Genomic DNA, 18,481 nt, shown 5'->3' on the forward strand with positions numbered 1-18,481 from the left:
ACGGGAGCACGCAATACCGCGTCATAAAAGGCTCGCGGGGAACGCGGTATCGGTGTCAGAACACTAGCCCTGCAATCGTCCGACAGGGGGATCAATCGTCGGTCGATCTGGCGCAAGGCCGTAATCTGAGCGCTCAGTCTAATGGTGCGGGTCTGACATGGTCCTGAAAGTGCGGGCCTCTTTTGCGCGCGCTCGCTTCCTGGGACGGATCCTGCTTGATCGCGCGCAAAAAAAAAGCTCCATAAGGAGCTTTTGAAAGGCCGGGCGGGCGCAGCAGTCCCGTCCGGCGGGGGATGGCCTTTTAAGCGTTGATGTCGTTGTCCTTGGATTCGCGCACGAACAGCGTGCCGATGACCAGGGTCATGACTGCAATGATGATCGGATACCACAGGCCGTCGTAGATGTTGCCGGTGGCGGCGACCACGGCGAAGGCGACCGGGGGCAGGAAGCCGCCGAACCAGCCGTTGCCGATGTGGTAGGGCAAGCTCATCGACGTGTAGCGGATGCGCGTCGGGAACATTTCCACCAGCATGGCGGCGATCGGGCCGTACACCATGGTCACGTAGAGCACCAGGATGGTCAGCAGGACCACGACCATGACGTTGTTGCTCTGGGCCGGATCAGCCTTGGCGGGGTAGCCGTGGCTGCGGATGGCGGTGGTCAGCGCCTTGTCCAGTTCAGCGGCCTTGGCCTTGAAGTCCGCCGGGGCCATGGCCTTGCCGTCGAACGAGGCGAACTCGTCGTTGCCGATCTTGACCTTGGCGACCGAGCCGGCCGGCGCCGCTTCGTTCTTGTAGTTCACCGAGTTGCGGGCCATGAAGGACTTGACCACGTCGCAAGAGCTGGTGAAGGACGAAGTGCCCACCGGGTTGAACTGGAACGAGCAGGTGGCGGGGTCCGCGATCACGGTGACCGGGGCGGTGGCCTGGGCCTTTTCCAGCGCCGGGTTGGCGAAGTGAGTGATGCCCTGGAAGATCGGGAAATACGTGATCGCGGCGATCAGGCAGCCCGCCATGATGATGGGCTTGCGGCCGATCTTGTCGGACAGCGCGCCGAACACCACGAAGAACGGGGTGCCGATCAGGAGCGCGATCGCGATCATGATGTTGGCGGTATTGGCGTCGACCTTCAGCGTCTGCGTCAGGAAGAACAGCGCGTAGAACTGGCCCGTGTACCAGACCACGGCCTGGCCGGCGGTCAGGCCCAGCAGCGCCAGGATCACGACCTTCAGGTTCTTCCACTGGCCGAACGATTCGGCGATCGGCGCCTTGGAGCCCTTGCCTTCTTCCTTCATGCGCTGGAAGGTCGGCGATTCGCTCAGCTGCAGGCGGATCCACACCGAGATGCCCAGCAGGACGACCGAGATCAGGAACGGAATGCGCCAGCCCCAGGCCTTGAACTCGTCTTCGCCCATGAACGTGCGGATGCCCAGGATGACCAGCAGCGACAGGAACAGCCCCAGGGTCGCGGTGGTCTGGATCCAGGACGTGTAGAAGCCGCGGCGGCCATGCGGGGCGTGCTCGGCGACATAGGTCGCCGCGCCGCCGTACTCGCCGCCCAGCGCCAGGCCTTGCAGCAGGCGCAGGACGATCAGGATGGCGGGAGCGGCCAGGCCGATGCTGGCGTAGCTGGGCAGCACGCCCACGAGGAACGTGGACAGGCCCATGATCACGATCGTGACCAGGAACGTGTACTTGCGTCCGACCAGGTCGCCCAGGCGACCGAATACCAGCGCGCCGAACGGACGCACGGCGAAACCGGCGGCGAACGCCAGCAGGGCGAAGATGAAGCCCGCGGTGGGGTTCACGCCCGAGAAGAAGTGTTGCGCGATGATGGCGGCTAGCGAGCCGTACAGATAGAAGTCGTACCACTCGAAAACCGTGCCCAGCGACGACGCAAAGATGACGCGGCGTTCATCCTTGGTCATCGGGCGCGGATCCGCGGATGGGCCGCGGCCTGCCATGGTTGTTGTGCTCATGATGTCTCCTCGGTTTTATGGCCGGCGGTGGTCCGCCGTGCTGCGCCCGCCGCCGGCGAGCCGACATTGAGCTATATGCAACATTGGGGGGTGACGCTGACGAGGTTCTGACGGGATACTTACTTGAGTCTTAAAATTGAAACTGAAAGTAACGTTTCCCTGGGGGGCTAGGGATAGTCCTAGGAGGCGTCGGAGAGGTCTGACAACTCTGCGTAAAGCGGAAAGATCACGCGGATCCGCATGCCGGGCAGGTTCGAATACGTCGTGGGGTGATCGCTGATCTCGACGCGGGCCTGGTGCTTCTGGGCGATCTCCCGCACGATGGCCAGCCCCAGGCCGCTGCCGTCGGACTGGGTGCCCAGCACGCGGTAGAAGCGGTCGAACACCCGTTCGCGCTCTTCAGGCGGGATGCCGGGGCCGGAATCCTCGACCTCCAATAGCGCATGCGCGCCCTGTATCTGCGTGCGCACCGTGATGTGGCCGCCGCGCGGCGTGTAGCGCAGCGCGTTGTCCACCAGGTTGTTGAGCAGTTCGGCCAGCAGCAGGGGGTTGCCGTTGATCTCCACCGGGTGGTCCGAGCCTTCGAAGCCCAGGTCGGTGTTCAGCGACAGCGCCTGCGGCACCCAGTGCATGGCCTGTTCGTAGGCGATGGTGTTGAGGTCCGTGCGGGTCAGGCCGATGGCGCTGGGGTTCTCGGCCCGGGCCAGCAACAGCAGCTGGTTCACCAGCCGCGTGGCGCGTTCCGAGCCGGTCACGAGCTGGCGCAGGCTGGACTGCATTTCCTCGGGACTGGCGTCGCGCAGGGCCAGCTCGGCCTGGGTGCGCAAGCCGGCCAGCGGCGTCTTCAATTGGTGCGCGGCGTCGGCGACGAAGCGGCGCTGCGCCTGCACGTTGGACGAAAGCCGGTCCAGCAGGTCGTTCATGGCGGCCACCAGGGGCGCGATCTCGGTGGGCGCGGCGCGTTCGTCGATGGGGGAAAGATCGTCGGGCCGGCGGGCCCGCAGGCGCTGCTGCAGCGCATTCAGCGGCGCGACCCCGCGCGACAGCCCGAACCACACCAGCAGCACGGCGATGGGCAGCACCACGAACTGCGGAATGATCACGCCCTTGATGATGTCGTTGGCCAGCTGCGTGCGTTTTTCGACGGTCTCGGCGGCGATCAGCAGCGCCGGCTGCGTGTCCGGCAGGTGCAGGTCGACCCAGGTGAACGCGAGCCGGATGCCGAAGCCGCGCAAGGTCGCGTCTTCGTACTGCACTACGCCGGGGCGGGGCTGGCCCACGGTGGAAGGCAGGGGCAGGGCGCGGTCGCCGCCCAGGTATTCGCCGCGGCTGCCCAGCGCCAGCCAGAACACGCTGTCGGTCTCGTCGGCGTGCAGCACTTCGCGCGCGGTGTTGGTCATCTTCAGCACGGCGCGGCCGTCCTGCGCGTGCACCTGCAGGGTCAGCACGTGGAGATTGTTGGCCAGCGCGCGGTCGTAGGGCACGTTGGCGATGTTCTGCGCCACCACGTAGGTGATGGCCACGCTCATCGGCCACAGCAGGAACAGCGGCGCCAGCATCCAGTCCAGGATCTCGCCCAGCAGGGAGCGTTGCGGCGGCGCGAAGCTCGGGCCCTTGGCCCCCGCCCGCATGACCTCCAGTGCTTCCTGGTTCAGCGCTTCCGGCGGCGCTGCTTCAGCTTGCGAGGTACGCCGCACCCTGGTCCCGCTCAAGACAGTAGCCCAGGCCGCGCACGGTCACGATCTTCACGCCGCTGGGCTCCAGCTTCTTGCGCAGGCGATGGACGTAGACCTCGATGGCGTTGGTGCTGACTTCCTCGCCCCATTCGCACAGGTGGTCGACCAGCTGGGTCTTGCTGACCATGCGGCCGCTGCGGGTCAGGAGGATCTCGAGCAGGCTGACTTCCCGCGCCGACAGGTCCAGCGTCTGGTCGTCGACCATGGCGACGCGGCCGGTCTGGTCGAACAGCAGGCGGCCGTGCTTGATCATGGTGGCGCCGCCGCCCGCGCCGCGCCGGGTCAGGGCCCGCACCCGGGCCTCGAGTTCGGACAGCGCGAAGGGCTTGGCCATGTAGTCGTCCGCGCCCAGGTCCAGGCCCTTGACGCGTTGTTCGATGCTGTCGGCCGCGGTCAGGATCAGCACCGGCAGGGCGGAGTTGCGGGCACGCAGCCGGCGCAGCACTTCCAGTCCGGCCAGTTGCGGCAGGCCGAGGTCGAGGATGAGCAGGTCGAAGGCCTGGGCCGCCAGCGCCGAATCGGCCGCCAACCCGTCGCGCACCGCATCCACGGCATAGCCGTTGTGGCGCAACGAACGGGACAGGCCGTCGGCCAGGATGCTGTCGTCTTCGGCGATCAGGATACGCATGGGCTACAGTGAGAAAGGACCCCGTGGCGCAAAGGGGACAAAACGCCGGGTTCGCCTGGCATTCTGGCATAGGGCGCCAGGCTTGCCACTCAGGGTATACGTGCAAAACACTGGCACACTGGTTTTATGTACAGTATAATCCGATGCCATAATCTGACCCGTTGCTCAAAGCACCCGCCTAAACCTGCGGCACTTCCCTAGACACCAGATACGTTACAGACAGGACTCTACATGGACGACAAAACCACCAAGGCCGCCGCATCGGAAAAGGCCAAGGCGCTTGCCGCCGCGCTTTCGCAGATCGAAAAGCAGTTCGGCAAGGGCTCGATCATGCGCTACGGCGACAACGATGTTTCGCATGACATCCAGGTGGTTTCCACGGGTTCGCTCGGTCTGGACATCGCGCTGGGTGTCGGCGGCCTGCCGCGAGGCCGCGTGGTTGAAATCTACGGTCCGGAATCCTCGGGCAAGACCACGCTGACGCTGCAAGTGGTCGCTGAAATGCAAAAGCTGGGCGGCACCTGCGCCTTCGTCGACGCCGAACACGCGCTGGACGTGCAATACGCCTCCAAGCTGGGTGTGAACCTGGCCGACCTGCTGATCTCGCAGCCGGACACGGGCGAGCAGGCCCTGGAAATCACCGATGCGCTGGTGCGCTCCGGTTCGGTTGACCTGATCGTCATCGACTCGGTGGCCGCGCTGGTGCCCAAGGCCGAAATCGAAGGCGAAATGGGCGATTCCCTGCCCGGCCTGCAAGCCCGCCTGATGAGCCAGGCGCTGCGCAAGCTCACCGCCACCATCAAGAAGACCAACTGCATGGTCATCTTCATCAACCAGATCCGCATGAAGATCGGCGTGATGTTCGGCAACCCCGAAACCACCACCGGCGGCAACGCGCTCAAGTTCTACGCCTCCGTGCGCCTGGACATCCGCCGCATCGGCTCCATCAAGAAGGGCGACGAGGTCGTCGGCAACGAAACCCGCGTCAAGGTCGTGAAGAACAAGGTCGCGCCGCCGTTCAAGCAGGCCGAGTTCGACATCATGTACGGCGCCGGCATTTCGCGCGAAGGCGAAATCATCGACCTGGGCGTGGCTGCCAACGTGGTGGACAAGTCCGGCGCCTGGTACAGCTACAACGGCAACCGCATCGGCCAGGGCAAGGACAATGTCCGCGAGTACCTGAAAGAGCACAAGGAACTGGCCATCGAGATCGAGAACCGCGTCCGCGAGAATCAAGGCATCGTCAGCCGCGCAGCCGAATTCGTGCCGACCGCGGAAGATACCTCCGAAGATTGATCGGATCGGTGGCGGGCCTGGCGCGGCGCAATTCAGATTCGCCGCGACCGGCCCGCGTATCGCGTCGGGGCAGCCCGAACAGTTGCGGCAGGCGCCAGGACGGGCCTGCCGTTATGCATAGCAAGCAGGAAACGCATGAGCTGGAAACCGCCGCCCGCTTCAGCCGATCGCCTACGCGCCAAGCTGGACGATGAATTCGAAACCGTGGCCAAGCCGCAGGGCTTGCGCCGCACGTCGGATGCGCGCCGCGACCAGGAAGCGGAATCCAGCGATGCGCCGGATCTGTGGAGCCGCAGTTCGGATGCCGGCAATGCGCGCCGCGGCCGCCGCGCCGCCGTGGCCGAGGACGGCCCGGATGCGGACGGCCAATCCACCCGCAAGGGGCCGTCGCTGAAGATGCGGGCCGTGGGCTATCTGTCGCGGCGCGAGCATGCCCGCGAAGAGTTGGCGCGTAAGCTCGCCGCCTACGCGGAGGACCCGGGCGAAGTCGAGGCCGTGCTGGATGCCCTGGAAAAAGAAGGCTGGCTGTCCACCGAACGCTTTGCGCAAAGCCTGGTGCATCGGCGCGCCTCGCGCCAGGGGGCGGCGCGCATCGTGCAGGAATTGCGCCAACATGGCGTGGACGACAACCAGGTCGCCGAATTGCGCGAACAGCTGCGCGCCACCGAGTACGACCGCGCGCTGGAAGTCTGGAAAAAGCGCTTCAGCGCCAAACCGGAGGATCGCGCGGCGTACGCAAAACAGGCGCGCTTTCTGGCCAGCCGCGGCTTCGCGCACGACGTGATCCGCCGCATCCTGGGCGAAGGCGGCGACGAGGACTGAGTTCCTCCGCCGTAAACGGCTGGCGTCTTACTTTGCCGACTTGATTCCCGATAGCGTCTTGAAGCAGACGTCGCGGGTGATGGTCAGGAACTCATCGATGTACGAGGCATCGGTGTCCTCGCTGCGCACCGTCGCATACAGCGTGCGCCATACGCCTTGCGGGCCCAACCGGCACTGCCGCAGCCAGCCCTGATTCATGTACTCCGTCAGCGCCCAGTTGGGCAGCGCGGCCACGCCGCGGTTGCTGGCCACCAACTGCGCAATGATGGGGGTGAGCTCCGCGCGGCGGATGGCCGCCGGCTCCACGTCGGCCGGGTCGAGGAACGCCGTGAAAATGTCCAGGCGTTGCTTGTCCACGGGATAGGTGATGAGCGTTTGGTCGGCCAACTGGTCCGGCATGACGAACTTGCTGCCGGCCAGCGGATTGGATTCCGACACGGCCAGCACCAGCTCGTACTTGAACAGCGGCAGGTATTCCACCGCGTCCAGCGGCTGGGGATCGGAGGTAATGACCAAGTCCAGGTCGCCGCGCACCAGGGCGGGCAGGGGGGCGAAGGAAAACGCCGCCGACAGGTCCAACGCCACGTCCGGCCATTGCGCGCGGAAAGCGTCCAGGGCCGGCATCAACCATTGGAAGCAGGAATGGCAGTCGATCGCCAGGTGCAGCCGCCCGGTGCGGCCCGCGGCCAGCCGCTGCAGATCCCGTTCCGTCGCGCGGATGCGCGGCAGCACCTCATCCGCCAGGGCCAGCACGCGCAGGCCCGCCGTCGTCAGCCGCGCCGGCCGCGTGCGGCGGTTCAGCAACGGCGTGCCCAGCCGGGTTTCCAGGTCGCGCAGTTGGTGCGACAAGGCCGACTGGGTCAGGTGCAGGCGCTCGGCGGCTTCCTGCAGGCTGCCGCCATCGCGGATGGCGGTAAGCGTTTCTAGGTGGCGGATTTCAAGCATGGGCGACTGCAGGGAAAGGGAATAAGCTCATATTGTATGAGGTTTACTCATTTTATGAATGTAGACATTGATTTTGATTCATTTTGGATTGGCGTCAGAATAGCCGTCACTTGAACAAATTTTGTCTAACGGCGGAAATATCATGACCATTATTCATAACTTGGGTTTCCCCCGCATCGGCGCGCAGCGTGAACTGAAGCGCGCGGTCGAAGCCTATTGGGGCGGCAAGCAGACCGCCGAAGAGCTGGAGCAGACGGGCCGCGAGCTGCGCGCCAAACACTGGAAGCTGCAGGCCGCGGCCGGCCTGAAGTTCGTGCCGGTGGGCGACTTCGCCTGGTACGACCAGATCCTGGAATGGACCTCGCTGCTGGGCGCCGTGCCGGCCCGCTTCGGCCAAAAGGACGACGAGGCTGTCACGCTGGACACGCTGTTCCGCATGGGCCGCGGCCGCGCGCCGTCGGGCAAGCCCGCCGCCGCTTGCGAAATGACCAAGTGGTTCGACACCAATTACCACTACATCGTGCCGGAACTGGTGCCGGGCCAGACTTTCCGCATCGCCCGCGAATCGCTGTTCGAACAGGTCCGGGAAGCGCAGGCCCAGGGCTACGCCGTCAAGCCCGTGATCCCTGGTCCGCTGACCTGGCTGTACCAGGGCAAGGGCGACGCCTTTGCCGCCGGCGCCGCCGATGCCGGCAAGCTGCAACTGCTGGCCGCGTTGCTGCCGGTCTACCAGGAAGTGCTGGCGCGCTTTGCCAAGCTGGGCGTGCAGTGGGTGCAGATCGACGAGCCGATCCTGGCGCTGGACCTGCCGCAAGCCTGGCGCGACGCGTTCAGGCAAACCTATGACCAGCTGTCCGCCAGCCCGGTCAAGCTGTTGGTGGCCACGTACTTCGACGGCCTCAAGGACAACCTGCCGACCGCCCTGGGCCTGCCCGTGGCCGGCCTGCACGTGGACCTGGTCCGCGCGCCCGGGCAACTGGCGGAAGTGGTCGCGGGCCTGGGCGCCGAACAGGTACTGTCCGCTGGCGTGATCAATGGCCGCAACATCTGGCGCACCGACCTGGACGCCGCCATCGCCACGCTGACCCCGATCAAGCAACAGTTGGGCGACCGCCTGTGGCTGGCGCCTTCGTGCTCGCTGCTGCACGTGCCGGTGGACCTGGCTTATGAAACCGAACTGGACGCGGAACTCAAAAGCTGGCTGTCGTTTGCCGTCCAGAAGCTGGAAGAGCTGAGCCTGCTGGGCCGCGCCCTGGACAGTGCGACGCAAGCCGCCGCGCAGGACGGCCTGGCCAGGCAGCGCGCCGCGCTGGCCGCCCGCCGTTCTTCGGCCCGCATTCACAATCCGGCCGTCGCCCAGCGCATGGCCGGCGCCGCTGCCGTGTCGCGCGACCGCGCGCCGTTCGCCGGCCGCATCGCCCGCCAGCAGCAACAGCTGGGCCTGCCCGCCTACCCGACCACGACCATCGGCTCCTTTCCGCAGACCGCCGAAATCCGCGCCCTGCGCCGCGACTGGAAGTCGGGCGCGCTGACGGACTCGGGCTACGAGACCGCCATCCGCAAGGAAATCGAGGAAGTCATCCGCTTCCAGGAGAAGGTCGGCCTGGACGTGCTGGTGCACGGCGAACCCGAGCGCAACGACATGGTGGAATACTTCGGCGAACTGCTGGCCGGCTTCGCCTTCACCAAGAACGGCTGGGTCCAGAGCTACGGCTCGCGTTGCGTCAAGCCGCCGGTCATCTTCGGCGACGTTGCGCGCCCCGCGCCGATGACGGTGGGCTGGTCGTCCTACGCGCAGTCGCTGACCGACAAGCCGGTCAAGGGCATGCTGACCGGCCCGGTCACCATCCTGCAATGGTCCTTCGTGCGCGATGACCAGCCGCGCGAGCAGACCTGCCGCCAACTGGCCCTGGCCCTGCGCGATGAAGTCGTGGACCTGGAAGCCGCCGGCATCAGCGTCATCCAGATCGACGAACCCGCCATCCGCGAAGGCCTGCCGCTGCGCCGCGCCGACTGGCAGGCGTATCTGGACTGGGCCGTGGATTGCTTCCGCCTGTCGACCGCCGGCGTGCGCGACGAGACGCAGATCCACACCCACATGTGCTATTCGGAGTTCAACGACATCATCGAATCCATCGCCGCCATGGACGCGGACGTGATCACGATCGAAACCTCGCGCTCCAACATGGAGCTGCTCAAGGCCTTCGAGGACTTCCGTTATCCGAACGACATCGGTCCCGGCGTGTACGACATCCATTCGCCGAACGTGCCCGAAGTGGACTGGATGGTCGGCCTGATGCAGAAGGCCGCGGCGCGTCTGCCCAAGGAGCGTCTGTGGGTCAATCCTGACTGCGGCCTGAAGACGCGCGCCTGGCCTGAAACCGAAGCCGCGTTGATCGGCATGGTGCAGGCGGCCCGCGCCTTGCGCCAGGCGGCCTGAGCAGACAGCTTGCCGTAACGCCGCCGGATCCCATGGCTCCGGCGCCAGCCCTGATCCGCGCATGCCGCGCGCGGATCAGGGCTTTTCCCATGCAGCCGCAAGGTTCTTGTGATGGCTGCACGCCACAGCCTGGGCGCGGCGCGGATGTTTTTTTCAATCCTGCTTGAACGAAATTCCGCGGCATGGGTCAATACGCAAAATCCCATTGCTGGATCCTTGTCGTTCCTATGATTCTCCAAGGCCCCTGTCGGCCCGACCTGCTGCTTGCAGAGACGCTGCCCGACATTCTGGAAGCCACGATCCGCCGGTATCCCGCCGCCGTTGCCATTCATTGGCTGGATCACACCCTCACTTACGACATGCTCGGCCGACGCGCCGACCTGGCCGCGCACCATCTGATCGAAGCCGGCGTGCGGCCCGGCGATATCGTGGGCCTGTGCCTGCCGCGCGGCGCCGACCTGTTGGTGATGCAGGCGGCCATCGCCAAGGCGGGCGCGGCCTGGCTGCCATTTGAGTCCGACACGCCCGCGGACCGCATGCTGGTCTGCCTGCAGGACGCGGGCGCCCACGGGCTGATCGCGGGCGCCGAGGTCCGGCTGGACGGCATGGCCACCTGGACCACCTGGGCGCTGTCGGAGCCGGCCGCAGGCGATTTGCGCAGGCGGGCAGGGCTGTTGCCCGAACATCCCGCCTATGTCATCTACACCTCGGGCTCCACCGGCAAGCCCAAGGGCGTGCCTATCAACCACGCCAGCATCTGTCACTTCCTGCGCAGCGAAAACGCCGTGTTGGGCGTGCGCCATGAAGACAAGGTCTACCAGGGCTTTTCGGTGGCCTTCGACATGTCGTTCGAAGAGATCTGGATCAGTTATCTGGTCGGCGCGTCCTTGTGGGTGGCGCCCAAGATGCTGACCACGGACCCGGAAGGCTTGCCGGATGCCCTCGTGCGCGAAGGCGTGACCGTGCTGCACGCGGTGCCGACCTTGCTGGCGCTGTTTGCGCGCGACGTGCCTGGATTGCGCATCGTCAATCTGGGCGGCGAGGTCTGTCCGGATTTCCTGGTGCCGCGCTGGGCCACGCCCGGCCGGCGCCTGTTCAACACCTACGGCCCCACCGAGACCACCGTGTCGGCCAGCCTGGCCGAACTGCTGCCCGGCCAGCCCGTGACCATAGGCGCGCCGCTGCCCAACTACGGCATGCTGGTGCGCGGCGAGGACGGCGCGGTGCTGCCGCAAGGGCAGGTGGGAGAGCTGTGCATCACCGGTCCCGGCGTGGCCGGCGGCTATCTCGGCCGGCCCGAGCTGACGGCCGAGAAATTCCTCGCGAATCCGCGCCCGTCCGGCGATCACGACACCCGCATGTACCGCAGCGGCGATCTGGCGCGCATCGACGAGCACGGGCAGATTCATTGCCTGGGCCGCAGCGACGACCAGGTCAAGGTGCGGGGGTTCCGCGTCGAACTTGGGGAAATCGAGGCCGCGCTTTACCGCCTGCCGGGCGTGGGCGCCGCTGCCGTGGTGCTGCGCGATCTGGCGGGCATCGAGCAGCTGGTGGCCTTCCTCAAGCCCGAGGGCGAGGCGCGGCTGGACCCGCATGCGATGCGCGCGGCCCTGGGCGCGGACTTGCCTGCCTACATGATTCCGGCGCGCTTCGAACTGGTGGCCGAAGTGCCGCGCCTGACCTCGGGCAAGATCGACCGCAAGGCGCTGAAGGCGCGCGAGCTGGACGCCGTGTCCGAGCCCAGCGGCGAAGACGACGAGCCCGTCACACCGGGCGAGCTCGCCTTGTTCGACGCCTTGCGTCCGCTGTTCCCGGGGCAGCCGCTGCGGCTGGCCAGCGACTTCTTCCGCGACCTGGGCGGTCATTCGCTGCTGGCCGCGCGCCTGGTGTCGTCGCTGCGCAAGCATCCGCATTTTTCCGCGCTGACCATGCACGAGCTTTACCAGCATCCCGTGCTGGGAACGCTTGCGGCCCGGCTGGATGCGCTGGCCTCGGCCGAAGGCGCCGCGGTCCAAGCGGCAGCCGTCGCCGGGACAGACGGCGATCCGGCGGCCGCGCCCGAGTGGCGCCGCTGGACCTGCGGCCTGGCCCAGTTGGCGGCGCTGCCGCTGCTGATCGGCGTGCGCATGCTGATCTGGCTGACGCCGTTCTTCACCTACCACTACTGGACGGGCGACGAGGGCGACTCGGTCTGGCGCGCGGTGGCCCTGTCCATCGCCAGCTATCTGGCCTGCAACCTGCTGAGCTTCGGCGTGGCCGTGGCCTGCAAGTGGGGCATCCTGGGCCGGCTCAAGCCCGGCCGCTACCCGCTGTATGGCTGGCTGTTCTACCGCTGGTGGCTGGTGGACCGGGTGCTGGACATACCGCCCGCGCATCTGCTTGCCGGGTCGCCGCTGCAGATCTGGTACTTGCGGGCGCTGGGCGCGCGCATCGGCCGCGACGCCGCCATCAGCCGCATTTCCGTGCGCGCGCCCGACCTGTTGGCGGTCGGAAACGGCGTCAGCATCGGCGCGGCCGTGAACCTGGAGAACTTCGCGGTGCGCGGCGGGGAATGGCGCGTGGCGCCGATCACGCTGGCGGACCGCGCCTACATCGGTTCCTATTCGGTGCTGCAGGGCGACGTGGCGATGGGCGAGGGCGCCCGGCTGGACGGCCTGTCCTCGCTGGCGCAGGGCGCGCGCGTGCCGCCAGGCCAGATCTGGAGCGGCGCGCCGGCGCGGCACGATCCGCAGGCCCGCGCGCCGGCGCTGCCGCCGCGGCCGCAGCGCCAGGGCCTCTGGAGCCGGCTGGACTGCGTGGCCTACGCCGGCGGCGGCACGCTGATCGCCGCCCTGTTCTTCATGCCCGTGTTCCCGAGCTTCGTGTTGATCGATTGGATCGACGCGCGCTGGCTGGACCTGATGGGCGCGCGCGTGCCCTGGCCCCAAGCCTTCTTGAGCTATCTGCTGCTGGCTTTGCCTGCCAGCGCCTTGCTGCTGATGCTGACGGTGCTGGTATCGGCGCTGCTGCGTTGGACGCTGCTGCCCCGTCTGGCCAGCGGCCGCTGGCCTGTGTACGGCCAGATCTATCTGCGGCGCTGGCTGACCAACCAGATTCAGGAATCCAGCCTCAGCGTGCTGCACGGCCTGTATGCATCGATCTATGCCGGCAACTGGTACCGCCTGCTGGGCGCGAAGGTCGGGCGCGGCACGGAAATCTCCACCGCCATGGGCGTGGTGCCCGACATGCTGACCCTGGGCCGCGACAGCTTCATCGCCGACGGCGTCATGCTGGGCGACGAGGAAATCGATGGCGGGTGGATGACCATGCGGCCCACCGTCATCGGCAACCGCAGCTTCGTCGGTAACGGCGCCTATGTCCCGGACGGCTCGGTGCTGCCCGACGACGTGTTGATCGGCGTGCAGAGCCGCGCGCCGGCCAACGCCCGCATGGCCAGCGGCCAGACCTGGCTGGGCAATCCGCCGCTGGCGCTGCCGGCGCGCGAACAGACGGCGGGCTTTCCAGCGCACCTGACGTTCCGCCCCAGCCTGGGCCGCAAGATCCTGCGCGGCGGCGTCGAGGGCATGCGCATGATCCTGCCGCTGGCCGTGGTGATCGCGGTGGGCTATTTGACCGTGATGAAGGTCATACCCATGGCCGCCCGCGAAGGCTTCGTTTCCGCCTTCGACGAGCTGATGCTGGCCGGCGTACTGTACGGCGTCGGCGCCTTCCTGTTTCTGGTGGCGCTGAAATGGGCCTTGATCGGCCGCTACAAGCCGCGCGCCGAACCCATGTGGACGCCGTTCGTCTGGAAGAGCGAAGCCGTCACCAGCCTGTACGAATCCATCGCGGTGCCCAATTTCTTCAACTTCCTGCGGGCCACGCCCTGGCTGCCGCTGGCTCTGCGCTGCATGGGCGCCCGCATCGGCAAGCGCGTCTTCATGGACACCACCGACATCACCGAGTACGACTGCGTGTCGATCGGCGACGACGCGGTGCTGCACGCCTGGTCCGGCCCGCAGACCCATCTGTTCGAAGACCGCGTGATGAAGATCGGCATGGTCCGCATCGGCGACGCCGTCAACGTGGGGCCGCGCAGCACCATCCTGTATGACACGCGGGTGGAAGCGGGCGCGCGCCTGGGGCCGCTGACGCTGGTGCTCAAGGGCGAGTCCATCCCGGCGGGGCAGGCCTGGATCGGCAGCCCGGCGACCCCGTGGACGCAATAGTGACCGAACCCTTCAGGCTGACCGGGGAGGGCGCCCCGGTCGAATTGTGGCTGCTGTCTCTGCCGGCGTCCCGGCAGCGGCAGCGCCAGGCCGCGCGGGATTGGCTGGCGGCGGAACTGGCGCGGCGCGAGCCGCAAGCCGCCTTCGGCTGGACGGAAACGCCCAAGGGGCCGCGGATGCCGGCAGGCGCGCGCTGGAACAGTTCCTTCTCCTACCATGGCCCCTATATTCTCTGCGGCCTGTCCCGGCTGGGCCTGCCGGGCGTGGACCTGACCGGCGCGCAGGCCTGGGCGGGCGATGCGGACGTGATCAGCCTTTATTGCGGTCCGCAGGCCGCCGCCGACCTGGCTGCCAGTCCGCCAGCCGCCCGGCCGGACGCCTTCGCCCGCGCCTGGAGCGCGCTGGAAGCGCGCCTGAAAGCCTGCCGCCGGGGACTGGAGGAATACTCCCCGGAGCGCGAGCGGCGCCTGGCCGCCGCCCGCATCACCTGCCAGGTCCGGCACCAGGGCCTGTGGGCGGCCGCCGCCCTCTGCGGCGGCGCGTCAGGCACCAGTCAGGGGGCTTGATCGCAGGCCGCCTGCGCTATACTTTGAAGGTTTTGTTGCCGCGCACCATGCGCAGGCATCTCGCCCCGCAGGCCCCCAGCATGCCCTTGCCACCGCCGGACTATCCTCGCCAACCATTGCACACGCGTTCCATACGCGTGCAGTCGTATGCGCGCGAAGACGGGCTCTGGGACCTGGAAGCCGAGCTGATCGACGTCAAGGCGTACGATTTCCCCAAGCGCGACGGCGAGATGTTCAAGGCTGGACAACCCATCCATCACATGCATCTGCGCATCACCATCGACGAGAACTTCTCGATCGTGGCGGCGCAGGCCGTCTATGACGCCGCTCCCTACGGCGAGCATTGCATGGCCATCGAACCGGCTTACACTGATCTGATCGGAATGAACCTGCTCAAAGGGTTCCGCGGGCAGGTCAAGGAGCGGTTCGGGCACGTGGAGGGCTGTACGCACATGACCGAGCTGTCGCAGGTGCTACCCACCGCGGCGGTGCAGACCATGGCCAACCGCCGGCGGCAGGAAAACAACCCGAACCGGCGTCCATTCCAACTGGACGGCTGCCACGCGCTAAGCACCAGCGGCCCGGTGGTGGCTGAGCACTATCCCAAGTGGTACACCGGGGGTAGCGCTGAGGCATCGGCCGATTCGTCCTCCGATTCACCTTCTTTTTCTCATACGTCCTGACAGGTAACACATGAAAATCCACGAGTATCAAGGCAAGGAACTGCTGAAGCAATTTGGCGTCCCCGTGCCGCGCGGGATTCCCGCTCTTTCCGTCGACGAGGCCGTGGCTGCCGCTGAAAAGCTGGGTGGACCGGTGTGGGTCGTCAAGGCACAAATTCACGCGGGCGGCCGCGGCAAGGGCGGCGGCGTGAAGCTGGCGCGCTCGCTGGACGACGTCCGCAAGCTGGCCTCGGAAATCCTGGGCATGCAGCTGATCACGCACCAGACCGGCCCGGAAGGCCAGAAGGTCCGCCGCCTGTACATCGAAGACGGCGCCGACATCCAGAAGGAATACTACGTGTCGCTGGTCACCGACCGCGCCACCCAGAAGGTCGCCTTCATCGCCTCCAGCGAAGGCGGCATGGACATCGAGGAAGTGGCCCACTCCACTCCCGAGAAGATCATCACCGAATACATCGACCCGCTGACCGGCCTGTCGGCCGAGCAAGCCACCAAGATCGCCAACGCGATCGGCCTGCCCGCTGACTCCACCGCCCAGGCCGTGGACGTGTTCCAGAAGCTCTACAAGTGCTACATGGACACCGATGCCTCCCTGGTCGAAATCAACCCGCTGAACCGCGACAGCAAGGGCAACATCATCGCCCTGGACGCCAAGTTCAACTTCGATCCCAACGCCCTGTTCCGTCACCCGGAAATCGTCGCCTACCGCGACCTGGACGAAGAAGATCCGGCTGAAATCGAAGCCAGCAAGTTCGACCTCGCCTACATCCAGCTCGACGGCAACATCGGCTGCCTGGTGAACGGCGCCGGCCTGGCCATGGCCACCATGGACACCATCAAGCTGTTCGGCGGCGAGCCGGCCAACTTCCTGGACGTCGGCGGTGGCGCTACGGCCGAGAAGGTCACGGAAGCCTTCAAGATCATGCTCAAGAACAAGAGCGTGAAGGCCATCCTGGTCAACATCTTCGGCGGCATCATGCGCTGCGACGTCATCGCCGAAGGCGTGATCGCTGCTTGCAAGGCCGTCAACCTGAACGTGCCGCTGGTCGTCCGCATGAAGGGCACCAACGAAGAACTCGGCAAGAAGATGCTGGCTGACTCCGGTCTGCCGATCATCAGCGCCGACACGATGGCCGAAGCCGCCACCCGCGTCGTAGCCGCCGTCAAGTAAAGAAAAATCCAAGGATTCACAAATGTCGATTCTGATCAACAAGGACACCAAGGTCATCACCCAGGGCATCACGGGCAAGACGGGCCAGTTCCACACCCGCATGTGCCGTGAGTACGCCAATGGCAAAGCCGCCTTCGTGGCCGGCGTGAACCCCAAGAAGGCGGGTGAAGACTTCGAAGGCGTGCCGATTTTCGCTTCGGTGAAGGACGCCAAGGCTGACACCGGCGCCACCGTGTCCGTCATTTACGTGCCGCCCGCGGGCGCCGCTGCCGCCATCTGGGAAGCCGTCGAGGCCGAACTGGACCTGGTGATCTGCATCACCGAAGGCATCCCGGTCCGCGACATGCTGGAAGTCAAGAACCGCATGAAGGCCAAGGGCAGCAAGACCCTGCTGCTGGGCCCGAACTGCCCGGGTCTGATCACCCCCGACGAAATCAAGATCGGCATCATGCCCGGTCACATCCACCGCAAGGGCCGCATCGGCATCGTCAGCCGTTCGGGCACCCTGACGTACGAAGCCGTGGCGCAAGTCACCGAGCTGGGCCTGGGTCAATCCAGCGCCGTCGGCATCGGTGGCGATCCCATCAACGGCCTGAAGCACGTCGACGTGCTGAAGATGTTCAATGACGATCCCGACACCGACGCCGTCATCATGATCGGCGAAATCGGCGGTCCGGACGAAGTCAACGCCGCCGAGTGGGCCAAGGACAACATGAAGAAGCCGGTCGTCGGCTTCATCGCCGGTGTCACCGCCCCTCCCGGAAAGCGCATGGGCCACGCCGGCGCGCTGATCTCCGGCGGCGCCGACACTGCCGACGCCAAGCTGGAAGTCATGGAAGCCTGCGGTATCCGTACCACGCGCAATCCGTCCGAAATGGGCAAGCTGCTCAAGTCGGTGCTGTAAAAACGCCTGGCCCGGTATCCGGACGCGGCTGACGTCCGGCGCCCGCGGCCTGATGGCGGAGGTCCTGTCTTGGCGTCAAACCCCTGATTTCCAGCGATAGGCATCCGCCATCCCAAGCCCGCCACGGCGGGCTTTTTTTCGTCTTTTTTTTCGTAATCCTAGGGAAATCCCGTGTCCATGACGCGGCCGGGTAAACATACGGAAAGCTGAACGAAACTATAATGAAAGAAATTCTGCACGTACCCAGCAAGAATGCCGTCGGGCTCGCACCAAGACGGCCAGTACGTTTTTTTCGTCTTATTTCACCCATTCATTTGGTTTTGTCCTAGGGGGATCACACCTAGGAAAGAGAGGCATGGAACTCAGTTCAGCGGCATTCTGGATAGCGTTGCTCCAGATCATTTGGGTCAACATTCTGCTATCGGGCGACAACGCCGTGGTTATTGCGCTGGCGGCGCGTTCGCTGCCTCCGGCCCAACAGAAAAAAGCGATCGTGGTCGGCTCTGCCGCGGCGATCATCATGCGTATCGTGCTGACGCTGGTGGCGGCCAAGCTGCTGTTGCTGCCGTGGCTCAAGCTCATCGGCGCGTTGCTCCTGGTCTACATCGGCGTGACGTTGCTGTTGCCTGAAGGCGAGGAAGACGGCGCGGGCAAGACACAAGGCAATCTGCTGACCGCAATCCGCACTATCATGATTGCCGACCTGGTCATGAGCCTGGACAATGTGGTGGCCGTGGCCGCCGCGGCCATGGGCGATACGACCTTGCTGGTATTGGGCTTGGCCATCAGTATTCCGCTGGTCATCTTCGGCAGCACGCTGCTCCTGAAGGTCATCGAGCGCTTCCCGGTCATCGTCTGGGTGGGCGCGGCGCTGTTGGGTTTCATCGCGGGCGAACTGCTGGTGGGCGATCCGGCCTTGCAGGAACCCGTGGCGCGTATCGACGCGGCCCTGGGGATCACGCAGCACAGCTTTGCGCTGATGACGGGCGCGCTGGGCGCGGTGCTGGTGCTGGCTATCGGCAAAGTTTTGCTGCTGCGCCAGAAAGCTGACTGAAAGCTGAATTATACTAATAAGTTGTACTGAATAAGCCCGCCGCGCCCTGC

Annotated in this window: 13 protein-coding genes; 9 read left to right on the top strand and 4 right to left on the bottom strand. The window is 65.9% G+C overall.

The features are described 5' to 3' along the window. Positions 1-301 precede the first annotated feature (301 nt). The 3 genes from BRO63_RS08600 to BRO63_RS08610 form a co-directional block, all read right to left on the bottom strand. Positions 302-1,963, bottom strand: coding sequence for an MFS transporter (locus tag BRO63_RS08600; protein WP_373557770.1), 1,662 nt, complete (start codon positions 1,961-1,963; stop codon positions 302-304). Positions 1,964-2,157: 194 nt separating this feature from the next. Continuing rightward, complete coding sequence (locus tag BRO63_RS08605; protein WP_088139346.1) at positions 2,158-3,537, bottom strand: sensor histidine kinase; 1,380 nt, start codon at positions 3,535-3,537, stop codon at positions 2,158-2,160. A gap of 115 nt (positions 3,538-3,652) precedes the next feature. After that, on the bottom strand, positions 3,653-4,342 hold the full coding sequence (locus BRO63_RS08610) for a response regulator transcription factor (RefSeq protein WP_013392535.1): 690 nt from the start codon (positions 4,340-4,342) through the stop codon (positions 3,653-3,655). Between the two features lie 231 nt (positions 4,343-4,573). On the opposite strand from BRO63_RS08610, the gene recA reads away from it, so the two are divergent. Next, positions 4,574-5,638 carry a recombinase RecA gene (gene recA / locus BRO63_RS08615; protein ID WP_088139314.1) on the top strand — a complete coding sequence of 355 codons (1,065 nt, stop codon included), beginning with the start codon at positions 4,574-4,576 and terminating at the stop codon, positions 5,636-5,638. Between the two features lie 135 nt (positions 5,639-5,773). Next, the gene (gene recX, locus BRO63_RS08620; protein ID WP_088139315.1) at positions 5,774-6,460 is read left to right on the top strand and encodes a recombination regulator RecX; all 687 of its coding nucleotides are present in this window, start codon (positions 5,774-5,776) and stop codon (positions 6,458-6,460) included. A 27-nt stretch (positions 6,461-6,487) separates the two neighbouring features. Here the strand turns inward: recX and BRO63_RS08625 are convergent, their stop codons facing one another. After that, entirely contained in the window at positions 6,488-7,405 is a 918-nt protein-coding gene (locus tag BRO63_RS08625; RefSeq protein ID WP_088139316.1) for a LysR family transcriptional regulator, read from the bottom strand. A gap of 142 nt (positions 7,406-7,547) precedes the next feature. Here BRO63_RS08625 and metE point away from each other — a divergent pair, with 142 nt between their 5' ends. The 7 genes from metE (at position 7,548) to BRO63_RS08660 (ending at position 18,431) form a co-directional block, all read left to right on the top strand. Further along, the gene (metE, locus tag BRO63_RS08630) at positions 7,548-9,845 is read left to right on the top strand and encodes a 5-methyltetrahydropteroyltriglutamate--homocysteine S-methyltransferase (RefSeq protein WP_088139317.1); all 2,298 of its coding nucleotides are present in this window, start codon (positions 7,548-7,550) and stop codon (positions 9,843-9,845) included. A gap of 227 nt (positions 9,846-10,072) precedes the next feature. Further along, positions 10,073-14,053 carry a Pls/PosA family non-ribosomal peptide synthetase gene (locus tag BRO63_RS08635; RefSeq protein ID WP_088139318.1) on the top strand — a complete coding sequence of 1,327 codons (3,981 nt, stop codon included), beginning with the start codon at positions 10,073-10,075 and terminating at the stop codon, positions 14,051-14,053. Then, positions 14,041-14,619 carry a 4'-phosphopantetheinyl transferase superfamily protein gene (locus BRO63_RS08640; RefSeq protein ID WP_256943261.1) on the top strand — a complete coding sequence of 193 codons (579 nt, stop codon included), beginning with the start codon at positions 14,041-14,043 and terminating at the stop codon, positions 14,617-14,619. The genes BRO63_RS08635 and BRO63_RS08640 overlap by 13 nt, the downstream gene beginning before the upstream one ends. An 80-nt stretch (positions 14,620-14,699) precedes the next feature. Further along, on the top strand, positions 14,700-15,302 hold the full coding sequence (locus BRO63_RS08645) for a DUF2889 domain-containing protein (RefSeq protein WP_088139347.1): 603 nt from the start codon (positions 14,700-14,702) through the stop codon (positions 15,300-15,302). A 10-nt stretch (positions 15,303-15,312) separates the two neighbouring features. Further along, positions 15,313-16,473, top strand: a complete 1,161-nt coding sequence (gene sucC, locus BRO63_RS08650) for an ADP-forming succinate--CoA ligase subunit beta (RefSeq protein ID WP_013392544.1) — start codon at positions 15,313-15,315, stop codon at positions 16,471-16,473. Positions 16,474-16,495: 22 nt separating this feature from the next. Beyond that, entirely contained in the window at positions 16,496-17,377 is an 882-nt protein-coding gene (gene sucD, locus BRO63_RS08655; protein ID WP_013392545.1) for a succinate--CoA ligase subunit alpha, read from the top strand. Between the two features lie 355 nt (positions 17,378-17,732). Continuing rightward, a complete protein-coding gene (locus BRO63_RS08660) occupies positions 17,733-18,431 on the top strand; it encodes a TerC family protein (protein ID WP_088139320.1) in 699 nt (232 codons plus the stop codon). The last annotated feature ends 50 nt before the right edge of the window (positions 18,432-18,481 follow it).

Source organism: Achromobacter xylosoxidans (genome assembly GCF_002192695.1).
Lineage (GTDB): Bacteria > Pseudomonadota > Gammaproteobacteria > Burkholderiales > Burkholderiaceae_B > Achromobacter > Achromobacter xylosoxidans_C.

What these genes read in the sequence shown, in the direction of transcription:
- BRO63_RS08600 (WP_373557770.1), bottom strand. Translation starts at nt 1,963, where the DNA reads ATGGCAGGCCGCGGCCCATCCGCGGATCCGCGCCCGATGACCAAGGAT.
- BRO63_RS08610 (WP_013392535.1), bottom strand. Translation starts at nt 4,342, where the DNA reads ATGCGTATCCTGATCGCCGAAGACGACAGCATCCTGGCCGACGGCCTG.
- BRO63_RS08635 (WP_088139318.1), top strand. Translation starts at nt 10,073, where the DNA reads ATGATTCTCCAAGGCCCCTGTCGGCCCGACCTGCTGCTTGCAGAGACG.
- sucD (WP_013392545.1), top strand. Translation starts at nt 16,496, where the DNA reads ATGTCGATTCTGATCAACAAGGACACCAAGGTCATCACCCAGGGCATC.
- BRO63_RS08605 (WP_088139346.1), bottom strand. Translation starts at nt 3,537, where the DNA reads ATGCTGGCGCCGCTGTTCCTGCTGTGGCCGATGAGCGTGGCCATCACC.
- metE (WP_088139317.1), top strand. Translation starts at nt 7,548, where the DNA reads ATGACCATTATTCATAACTTGGGTTTCCCCCGCATCGGCGCGCAGCGT.
- BRO63_RS08625 (WP_088139316.1), bottom strand. Translation starts at nt 7,405, where the DNA reads ATGCTTGAAATCCGCCACCTAGAAACGCTTACCGCCATCCGCGATGGC.
- BRO63_RS08660 (WP_088139320.1), top strand. Translation starts at nt 17,733, where the DNA reads ATGGAACTCAGTTCAGCGGCATTCTGGATAGCGTTGCTCCAGATCATT.
- BRO63_RS08645 (WP_088139347.1), top strand. Translation starts at nt 14,700, where the DNA reads ATGCCCTTGCCACCGCCGGACTATCCTCGCCAACCATTGCACACGCGT.
- sucC (WP_013392544.1), top strand. Translation starts at nt 15,313, where the DNA reads ATGAAAATCCACGAGTATCAAGGCAAGGAACTGCTGAAGCAATTTGGC.
- recA (WP_088139314.1), top strand. Translation starts at nt 4,574, where the DNA reads ATGGACGACAAAACCACCAAGGCCGCCGCATCGGAAAAGGCCAAGGCG.
- recX (WP_088139315.1), top strand. Translation starts at nt 5,774, where the DNA reads ATGAGCTGGAAACCGCCGCCCGCTTCAGCCGATCGCCTACGCGCCAAG.